The sequence below is a fragment of the Planctomycetota bacterium genome (assembly GCA_039182125.1).
Classification (GTDB): domain Bacteria; phylum Planctomycetota; class Phycisphaerae; order Tepidisphaerales; family Tepidisphaeraceae; genus JBCDCH01.
Window position 1 is genome coordinate 35,048 of the sequence record JBCDCH010000030.1, and the last position, 9,514, is coordinate 44,561.

Genomic DNA, 9,514 nt, shown 5'->3' on the forward strand with positions numbered 1-9,514 from the left:
GCGTGGGCTTTCTCGGTTCAGGGTTATCGGTGCGGGCTACGTCGCGTCCGCGGCGGCGGCGACGGCTTGTTGCTCTTCTTCGGTGCCCTCGGGTTCTTTATCGTGGGCTTCGAAGTAGAGGTGGTCGAGGTCGTTGCCGTCATCGTCCTTCTTGTGGGAGATGACGATGCGACCCTTGCCGTCGTAGTTGCCGCGGAGGATGTCCTCCGAGAGCGGGTCCTCGACGAACTGCTCGATGGCTCGGCGTAGCGGGCGGGCACCGAAGTCGGTGCTCGTGCCCTTGCCGATGAGGAACTTCTTGGCGTCCTCGTCGAGTTCGAGCACGAGGTCGTGCGTCTTCTGCAGACGGCTTGTGACCTTGTTGAGCTCGAGTTCGACAATGTCCTTCAGGTGCTCCTCGTTGAGCGGGCGGAAGACGATCACGTCGTCGAGGCGGCCAATGAACTCGGGGCGGAAGAAACGCTCGATCTCTTTCATGAGCGTGTCTTTCATCTTCGAGTACGTCTGCTCCTCGGCGGTGCCGGTGCCTTTACCTTGCAGGCCGAAGGGGGTGACGCCGCCCTTGATCAGCTCGGCGCCGATGTTCGACGTCATGATCATGATCACGTTGCGGAAGTTGACATGGCGACCGAACGAGTCGGTGAGCCGGCCTTCTTCCATGATCTGCAGGAGCATGTTGAACACGTCCGGGTGCGCCTTCTCGACTTCGTCCAGCAGGACGACCGAGTAGGGACGACGGCGGATGCGCTCGGTGAGCTGTCCGCCTTCCTCGTAGCCGACGTAGCCGGGAGGGGCGCCGATGAGACGCGACACGTTGTGCTTCTCCATGTACTCGGACATGTCGATCTGCACGAGCGCGTCCTCGTCGCCGAACATGAACTCGGCGAGTGCCTTGGACAGCAGCGTCTTGCCGACGCCCGATGGTCCGAGGAACAGGAAGCCGCCCATGGGACGGTTCGGATCCTTGAGGCCCGAGCGTGCCCGGCGGATCGTCTTGCTGATCGCCTCGATCGCCTCGTTCTGTGAAACGACGCGCTTGTGCAGCTCGTTCTCGAGTTCGAGCAGGCGTTGGGCTTCTTCCTTCTCGAGGCGGGTCAGCGGGACGCCGGTCATCTTGGAGATGACCTCGGCGATGATCTCCTCGTCGACGACGCCGTCGACTTCCTGAGACTTCTCGCGCCATTGACGCTGCATCTCTTCCTTCTTGGCACGCAGCGCTTCGGCCTGGTCGCGGAGGCGGGCGGCCTCCTCGTACTCGGCGTTCTTCACCGCGTTGTCCTTGTCGATCGAGAGACGCTCGATCTGTTCCTCGATGTCGGCAAGGTCTGGTGGCTTGGTCATCGAACGCAGCCGGACGCGGGCGCCGGCCTCGTCGACGACGTCGATCGCCTTGTCCGGCAGGCAGCGGCCGGTGATGTACCGCTCGGACATCTCGACGGCCGCTTCGAGGGCGGCGTCGGTGATGTTCACGCGGTGGTGGCTCTCGTAACGCTCACGCAGGCCGCCGAGGATCTTGACCGCGTCTTCCTTGTTGGGCGGATCGACGGTGATCGCCTGGAAGCGACGGGCCAGGGCGGCGTCCTTTTCGATGTACTTGCGGTACTCGTCGAACGTCGTCGCACCGATGCACTGAATCTCGCCGCGGGAGAGGGCGGGCTTGAGCACGTTGCTCGCATCGATCGCACCCTCCGCACCGCCGGCACCGACCAGCGTGTGCAGCTCGTCGATGAACAGGATGACGTTCTTGCTCTTGCGGACCTCGTTCATGACCGCCTTGATGCGCTCCTCGAACTGGCCGCGGTACTTCGTGCCGGCGACCATCATCGCGAGGTCGAGCACCACGAGCCGGCGGTCGTGCAGGATCTCGGGCACCTCGTGCGAGATGATCAGCTGCGCGAGGCCTTCGACGATCGCGGTCTTGCCCACGCCGGCTTCGCCGAGCAGGACGGGGTTGTTCTTCTGACGTCGGCAGAGGATTTGGATGACGCGCTCGATCTCCTCGCTGCGGCCGATGACCGGGTCGAGGGTCTTTTCCTTGGCGAGCTCGGTGAGGTCGCGGCCGAAGCTGTCGAGCGCGGGGGTGCGGGACTTGCCCTTGCCCTTGCCGCGGGAGCGACCACCGCCGCCGCCTTCGGCAACGCCGCCGCCGTCTTCCTCTTCACCCTCGACGCCGGCACCGAGGAGGTTGAGGACTTCCTCGCGGACTTCCTCGAGCTTGAGGTTGAGGTTCATCAGCACCTGGGCCGCCACGCCGTCGTGTTCGCGGAGCAGTCCGAGCAAGAGATGCTCGGTGCCGACGTAGTTGTGGTTGAGGTTGCGGGCTTCCTCGATGGCGTACTCGATGACCTTCTTGGCCCGCGGGGTCTGCGGGAGCTTGCCCATGGTCACCATTTCCGGGCCGCTCTTGACGAGCTTTTCGACTTCGAGTCGGACCTTGCGCAAGTCGACGTCGAGGTTCTTGAGGACGTTTGCACCAACGCCCGAGCCTTCCTTGACGAGGCCGGGCAGGATGTGCTCGGTCCCGATGTATTCGTGGTTGAACCGCTGCGCTTCCTGGTTGGCCAGTGCCATGACCTTTCGTGCGCGATCTGTAAATCGTTCGAACATGTTTCGGTTCTCCGTTTCGCGTGACCGACGCGCTGCCCGACATCGGCGAAGGGCCCGGCCGTCGGTTTGTCATCCACACCTTATGCAACCCGAACCTCTGCCATCCCGGCAGGTGCTCGTGATATGAAACCCGGGGGTACGGTTTGCGTATCGGTCGTACGTCCCCGCCACAGCACCGGATCATCACGGCATTGGATTTTCGGCCGCGACATGTCGATGCTCGGGGTGTCCATGGAACGCCCGACCGAGACCGACAGCCCGCCAACTCAGGCCACCCACACGCCGATCTTCCGGACGCTCTTCACCGGCGGACTAATGGGCCTGGCCAACCTCGTGCCCGGCGTCTCGGGGGGGACGATGGTGCTGATCATGGGGCTGTACGACCGGTTTATCGGCAGTGTCGCCGACATCACCCGGCTGCGGTTCAGTCGATCGGCCTTGATCTTTCTCGGGCTGATCATCGCAGGGGCGGGCGTGGCGATCGTCGGGCTCTCGACGGTGATGTCCTACCTGGTGCGGACGCACGAGTCTCTGATGTATGCGTTGTTCATCGGGATGACGCTGGCCGGAGCGCCGCTGCTTTGGAAGATGTGCCGGCCGATCAAGTGGCCGACGGTCATTGCGTTTGTCGTGGGCTTCGGGCTGATGCTGGCGATTTTTCTGACGGAGGACGAAGGAGCGAAGGCGGCGGCACGGGAGGTGCGGGCGGCCGAGACGTTCGTGCCGAGCGTGAGCATCGGTCGGGACATCGCCGGCGGGGCGTTGGCGATGAGCGCGATGATCCTGCCGGGGATTAGCGGGGCTTACATGATGCTCATCCTCGGGCGCTACGAACACATCACCGGCGCGGTTTCGCTGCTCAAGGACATCGCCCGGGGCGACACCGAGCACGCCATGACTGCCCTGCAGATTCTGGGCCCGGTCGCGGTCGGGGCGATCCTCTCGCTGGTGCTGCTCTCGAACCTGCTGAAGTATCTGCTCAAACACCACGAACAGCCGATGGGCGGGCTGCTGCTCGGCGTGTTGATCGGCAGCGCGGTGGCGATCTGGCCGTTCACTAGCGAATCGACCGGCCGAGACTACGCGATCGGCGCGGCGGCATGTATCGGTGGTTTTGTCGCGGTGCTGGCGTTGACGTTCTTCGTGACGCCGAAAGATGAGCCTCAAACTTAATCCCCGAACGCCCACGGCTTCAGCCGTGGGTCGGCAAGCGGCACCGAACGCGGACCCACGCCTGAAGGCGTGGGCGTTCTTGGTCGGTTTTCTGTAACCTGTGGAGTATGTCGGAGCCCACCGCGCTTGCTGGACCGGTCAAACGTGCTGATCGTATCGATTCGCTGGACGTGCTACGCGGGGTTGCGGTGCTGGGCATTCTGGTGATGAACATCATCGGCTTCTCGCAGATCGGCAACGCGTACATGGTGCCGAGCTACGTCGAAGGCGGAATCGAGGAAGCGAACGGAACGGTCTACGCGTTACAGCGGATGTTCGCGGACCAGAAGTTCATGTCGCTGTTCTCGATGATGTTCGGGGCCGGCGTGCTGCTTTCGACGCGGCGGGCCGACGAAGCCGGGCGTGCAGTGAAGTTTCACTACACCCGTACCGCGTCGCTTTTCGCGATCGGCATGATCCACGCATACCTGCTCTGGTTCGGAGACATCCTCGTGCTTTACGCGGTGTGCGGGGCCGTCGTTTTCCTGTTCCGCAAGCTCTCGCCGACGGCGCTCATCTGGTCGGCAGCGGGGTTCGTCGCGCTCAGTGGCGTGCTCTTGCTGGGTATGGGCGCGCGTCTGTGGGCTGCCGGTGAGCTTGGTGAGCAGGACATCGTCGAGATGATGGAGATGACACCCGAAGCGATCGCCGCCGAAGTCGCGGCGTTCCGGGGCAGCTATGCCGAGCAGGCCTGGTACCGCCTGACGCTCAACGTGTTCAACCAGCCGTTCATGGTCATCTTCTTTGGCCCGCGCGTATTGGGGCTGATGCTCGCCGGTATGGCCTTACTCAAGCTCGGGCTGTTCGACGCGCGGACGTCCGTCACGAAGTTCCTCCCGCTGCTCGCGATCGGGCTGGTCGTCGGTTTACCGATCACGATCATCGACACAATCCTGGCACTGCGAAACGACGACGACATTCTCTATATGTTCTCCGCCGCGATGCAATGGAACTACTGGGGCAGTGCGTTTCTAGCGTTGGCGTACATCCCGCTGATCATGTTCGCCTGCAAGATCGCCGGGGCGTTGCTGACACCCATCGCGGCGGTGGGGCGGATGGCGCTAACAAACTACCTCGCCCAATCGGTCATCGCGACGGCGTTCTTTTACACCGGCGACCGTTTCCAAGCGTGGGAGCGGACGGAACTCGTGTGGTTCGTGCTGGCCGTGTGGGTTGTGCAGTTGGTGTGGAGCCCGATCTGGCTCACGTTCTTCCGCTTCGGTCCGGCTGAATGGTTGTGGCGTTCCGTGAACTATGCAAAGCCGCAACCGTTGTTACGCTCGGCGGCATGAGCAACGCACTCCGCCCTGTCCGCGTCGGTGTCCTCGGCTGCGGGAACATTTCCGATCAGTATTTCGAAAACGCTACAAACCTGAACGTGATCGACATGGTCGCCGTTGCCGATCTGAAGCGCGATGTCGCCGCGGCGCAGGCTGCGAAGTACGGCGTGAAGTCCGTGTTGATGCCGGATGAGTTGATCGCATCTGATGACGTTGAGGTCGTTCTCAATCTGACGATCCCGCACGTTCACGTCGAGACGATGCTCAAGACGCTCGACGCCGGCAAGCACACGTTCTGCGAGAAGCCGCTGGGCGTGGACCGCGAGGAAGGGCGGAAAGTGCTGGAGAAGGCGGAGCAGACCGGTCTACTCGTCGGCGTCGCGCCCGACACCGTCCTCGGTTCGGGCATCCAGACCGCACGTAAGGCCATCGACGACGGCATGATCGGCACGCCCACCGCCGTGACCGCGATCATGGCCGGCGGGGGCCACGAAACGTGGCACCCCTCGCCTGAGTTCTACTACAAGCCCGGCGGCGGGCCGATGTTTGACATGGGGCCGTACTACCTCACCGCGCTGCTGCAGATGCTCGGGGCAATCACCCGCGTTTCCGGCTTCGCCAACATCGCGATCACCCCGCGAACCATCACGTCCGAGCCGCTCAACGGCACGAAGGTCGACGTGGAAACCCCCGACCACTACGTTGCCATCCTTCAGTTTGCCAACGGCGTCACGGGCACCATCGTGCAGAGTTTCGCCATGCCCGGCAGTCCTCACGACGCGGCACATCCCATCGTTATCACCGGAACCGAGGGCGTGCTCAAAGTTCCCGATCCCAACAGCTTCGATGGCGACGTACACCTCTCGGAACGTGGCTCCGGCGAGTGGCAAACACTCTCGCCGGTCACGCCGAAAGGCTACGGCCGCAGCGTGGGGCTCGCCGATCTTTGTGCCGCAATCCAGCAGGATCGCAAACCCCGCTGCAACATCGACCAGGGATTCGTCGTCCTCGACGCCATGCAGGGTTTCCGTGACAGCAACGGCAACGCCGTCGAGATCACCACGCCGTACGACCGCCCGCCACTGATGCCGAGCGAGTTCGGGGTGTTTGCTTGAGCGTGGCCGCACCTACCCTGAACGACCATGGCACTTGAAGTCGGCATCGTCGGTCTGCCCAACGTTGGGAAATCCACCCTGTTCAACGCACTTACCGCGGCCGGGGCACTCGCGGCGAACTATCCGTTTGCGACCATCGAGCCGAACGTCGGCGTCGTCGCGGTGCCCGATCCCCGGCTCGACGTGATCGCGGAGCACATCAAGACCGAGCAGGTCATCCCCGCTCAGCTGCGCATCGTCGATATCGCCGGCATCGTCAAAGGTGCCTCCGAGGGCGAGGGTTTGGGCAACAAGTTCCTGTCGCACATCCGTGAGGTCGACGCGATTTTGCATGTGGTGCGCTGCTTCGAGGACGATGACATTCAGCACGTCGACGGTGGCCCAGACCCGCTGCGGGATATCGACACCATCGACACCGAGCTCTGTTTGGCCGACCTGGAAACCGCGACCAGCGCCCGCGACGGCGCGGTCCGCAAGGCCCGCGGTGGCGACAAGGACGCCAAGGCCCGTCTCGAAACACTCGAGAAAGCCTTGCCCATCCTCGATGAAGGCAGGCCGCTACGGTCGGGCGAGTGGGACGAGGACGAACGCAAAATCCTTCGCGGTTGCGGGATGATCACACTCAAGAAGGTGCTGTACGTCGCCAACGTGGATGAGGACGACGCCCTGGGCGAAGGCCCGATGGTGGCACAAGTGCGTGAGCGTGCCGAGGCGGAGGGCGGCGGCATCGTGCCGGTGTGTGCGAAAATCGAGAGTGAGTTGGCCGAGTTGGAGGAGCCGGACAAGAGCGAGATGCTCGAAGCGGTTGGGCTGAAAGAGCCGGCCTTGGCGACGTTGGCACGTGAGGCGTATCGCATGCTCGGGCTGCAGAGCTTCTTCACCGCCGGGCCGAAGGAGATTCGTGCCTGGCCGGTCCGTCAGGGCGCGACCGGCCCACAGGCGGCGGGCGTGATCCACACCGATTTCGAGCGTGGGTTCATCCGCGCCGAGGTGTACAGCGTGGACGACCTCATCGAGCACAAGACCGAGGCGGCCATCAAAGCGGCCGGAAAAATGCGGTCCGAAGGTAAGAGCTACACCATGCGCGAAAGTGATATATGCCACTTCCTATTCAACGTGTAGCCTCGCCGGCATGAGATTGGTTACGACTCTCGTTTTGCTTGTTTTCGCCGTCGGTTGCGGCGGGGGATCGGTCGCGTCGCAATACCGGCCCACCGCCGCGCTGAGCGCGTGGTCCGACGAGGAGTGGGCCCATGTGCTCGACGTTGTCGTGACGCCCGATGGTTATGTCCGTTGGGACAAACTCCGATCGAACGAGGCCGGTAGCCGCGACGCGCTGCTCCACTACGTCGGCCGGATCGAAGCGGCGAGCCCGGGGAAGCGCCCGGACCTGTTCATCACCGACGCGCAAAAGCAGGCGTACTACGTCAACGCCTACAACGCGCTGTGCATGTTCGGCGTGATGAAGCGGGGCTATCCGGACAACATCATCCTGACGTTTCCGCCGGCCGCGTTGTTCTTCTTCGATCGGTTCAACGTCGGCGGACAAGGCATCACGCTCGACACGCTCGAACAGAAGAAGCTGCTCGACCGCTGGGATCGTGACCCGAGGTTTCACTTCGCGTTCAACTGTGCCAGCACGTCCTGTCCGCCGTTGCGGAATGAGCCGTACGACGCGGGCCGGCTCGACGAGCAACTCGCCGAACAAGCACGGGTCACGCTCAGCGATGACCGGGCCGTTCGTCGACTCGCCGATGGCACAGTCGGGCTCAACGACATTTTCACGAAGTTCTACAAAAGTGATTTCACCCGCGATGAAAAAATCGATCTTCTCGACACGCTGCGAGGGCTTGCAGGCCCGGATTCGCCGGTTCACGACGCGACGGGCTACACGGGGATCGGCTACGACTGGAGCCGGAACAGTCCGCCAGCGGAACAACCCGAATGACAAAATACCTACTCATCTCTAGGGAATATTGACATTGGTCGTTGGGCCACCAATGCTCGCCTCGTGCACTTACCCGTCCACCAAAGCGTCTTTCCGGAGCCCACCGCCCCGGACCTGCCGGCCGATCCGCCGGCCCAAGACGCCGCGCCCGCCGACATCCTCGACTGGCTGGCTGAGTCGACCGACCCGGCCCGCTGGGTTTTGACCACGAGCTACGGCATGGAAGGGTGCGCCCTGATCGACATGGTCGCCGAGCTCGATGTCCCAGCTCGCGTGGTCATGGTCGACACGAACTTTCTCTTCGACGAGACGCTCGAGGTGGAACGCTTGATGCAGCTACGGCATCCACATCTGAGCTTCGAGCGTGTTGCCACCGATCTGACGCCGGCGTTGCAGGAACAGGTGTACGGGCCCAAACTTTGGGAGCGCAAGCCCGACCTTTGCTGTGCGTTGCGGAAGGTCGAGCCGTTGCGCAAGGCGTTGGCGGATGCCGACGTTTGGATCACCGCGTTGCGGCGGTCGTCGAATCCATCCCGGGCCGACGCGCCGATCGTGTCGCGGCACTTCGGTTACGGTGTGCTCAAGGTCGCACCGTTGGCGGCCTGGGAACGTCGCGACGCGTGGGAGTTCGTCAAGCAGCACGGCACGCCCATCAACAGCCTCTACGAACGCGGCTATCCGTCCATCGGCTGCACCCACTGCACGCGACCCGTCGACGGTGCCGCTCCGACCGACGACACCCGCGCCGGCCGATGGAGCGGCAGCGAAAAAACCGAGTGCGGCCTGCACTATCAAATCTGATCACCCCAACCTGATCACCATGACCGCCAAGCTTTCCAAAGTTGAAGTTGCCAAGCAGAACTCGAAGCACCTCCGCGGGACGATCCTGCCGGTGCTCCGCGATGAGTCCGTCGCCGCGTTCGAGCATGATGACCTTCAGGTGCTCAAGTTCCACGGCATCTACCAGCAGGACGACCGCGACAAGCGCATCGAGCGTCGCAAGGCCGGCCTCGACAAGGCTTACAGCATGATGATCCGCATCGCGCTGCCCGGCGGGAAGTGCTCGGCGGGGCAGTACCTCGATCTCGACGACCTCTGCGACACCCACGCCAACGGTACGCTGCGCGTCACCACCCGCCAGGCGTTCCAACTGCACGGCGTGCTCAAGGGCAACCTCCACGCGACGGTGAAGCGGATCGTCGATCAACTCATGACAAGCCTGGCCGCCTGCGGTGACATCCCGCGGAACATGACCGCTACCCCGGCACCGATTCGCGACGAAGCCCACCTGCACGCACAGAAGCTCGCCGCCGAACTCGCGCTTGACCTGGCTCCCAAGAGCGGTGCATACC

General features: G+C 63.3%; 8 protein-coding genes. 7 read left to right on the plus strand and 1 reads right to left on the minus strand.

The genetic code is table 11. From position 1 onward, the window contains the following. Positions 1-36: 36 nt before the first annotated feature. On the minus strand, positions 37-2,607 hold the full coding sequence (locus AAGD32_09720; protein MEM8874526.1) for an ATP-dependent Clp protease ATP-binding subunit: 2,571 nt from the start codon (positions 2,605-2,607) through the stop codon (positions 37-39). Positions 2,608-2,838: 231 nt separating this feature from the next. On the opposite strand from AAGD32_09720, the gene AAGD32_09725 reads away from it, so the two are divergent. The 7 genes from AAGD32_09725 to AAGD32_09755 all read left to right on the plus strand — a co-directional run. After that, a complete protein-coding gene (locus AAGD32_09725; protein ID MEM8874527.1) occupies positions 2,839-3,780 on the plus strand; it encodes a DUF368 domain-containing protein in 942 nt (313 codons plus the stop codon). Between the two features lie 107 nt (positions 3,781-3,887). Then, complete coding sequence (locus tag AAGD32_09730; GenBank protein MEM8874528.1) at positions 3,888-5,111, plus strand: DUF418 domain-containing protein; 1,224 nt, start codon at positions 3,888-3,890, stop codon at positions 5,109-5,111. After that, on the plus strand, positions 5,108-6,214 hold the full coding sequence (locus tag AAGD32_09735) for a Gfo/Idh/MocA family oxidoreductase (protein ID MEM8874529.1): 1,107 nt from the start codon (positions 5,108-5,110) through the stop codon (positions 6,212-6,214). The genes AAGD32_09730 and AAGD32_09735 overlap by 4 nt, the downstream gene beginning before the upstream one ends. A gap of 27 nt (positions 6,215-6,241) precedes the next feature. Beyond that, positions 6,242-7,336 carry a redox-regulated ATPase YchF gene (ychF, locus tag AAGD32_09740; GenBank protein ID MEM8874530.1) on the plus strand — a complete coding sequence of 365 codons (1,095 nt, stop codon included), beginning with the start codon at positions 6,242-6,244 and terminating at the stop codon, positions 7,334-7,336. Between the two features lie 10 nt (positions 7,337-7,346). After that, the gene (locus AAGD32_09745) at positions 7,347-8,162 is read left to right on the plus strand and encodes a DUF547 domain-containing protein (protein ID MEM8874531.1); all 816 of its coding nucleotides are present in this window, start codon (positions 7,347-7,349) and stop codon (positions 8,160-8,162) included. Positions 8,163-8,225: 63 nt separating this feature from the next. Further along, a complete protein-coding gene (locus AAGD32_09750; protein MEM8874532.1) occupies positions 8,226-8,963 on the plus strand; it encodes a phosphoadenylyl-sulfate reductase in 738 nt (245 codons plus the stop codon). 19 nt (positions 8,964-8,982) lie between these two features. Continuing rightward, positions 8,983-9,514 (plus strand): hypothetical protein (locus AAGD32_09755; protein ID MEM8874533.1); only part of this gene is annotated, 532 nt, incomplete at its 3' end.

Bases quoted from the DNA above. Each gene is read 5' to 3' on its own strand.
- AAGD32_09720 (MEM8874526.1), bottom strand. From the start codon at position 2,607: ATGTTCGAACGATTTACAGATCGCGCACGAAAGGTCATGGCACTGGCC.
- AAGD32_09725 (MEM8874527.1), top strand. From the start codon at position 2,839: ATGGAACGCCCGACCGAGACCGACAGCCCGCCAACTCAGGCCACCCAC.
- AAGD32_09730 (MEM8874528.1), top strand. From the start codon at position 3,888: ATGTCGGAGCCCACCGCGCTTGCTGGACCGGTCAAACGTGCTGATCGT.
- AAGD32_09735 (MEM8874529.1), top strand. From the start codon at position 5,108: ATGAGCAACGCACTCCGCCCTGTCCGCGTCGGTGTCCTCGGCTGCGGG.
- ychF (MEM8874530.1), top strand. From the start codon at position 6,242: ATGGCACTTGAAGTCGGCATCGTCGGTCTGCCCAACGTTGGGAAATCC.
- AAGD32_09745 (MEM8874531.1), top strand. From the start codon at position 7,347: ATGAGATTGGTTACGACTCTCGTTTTGCTTGTTTTCGCCGTCGGTTGC.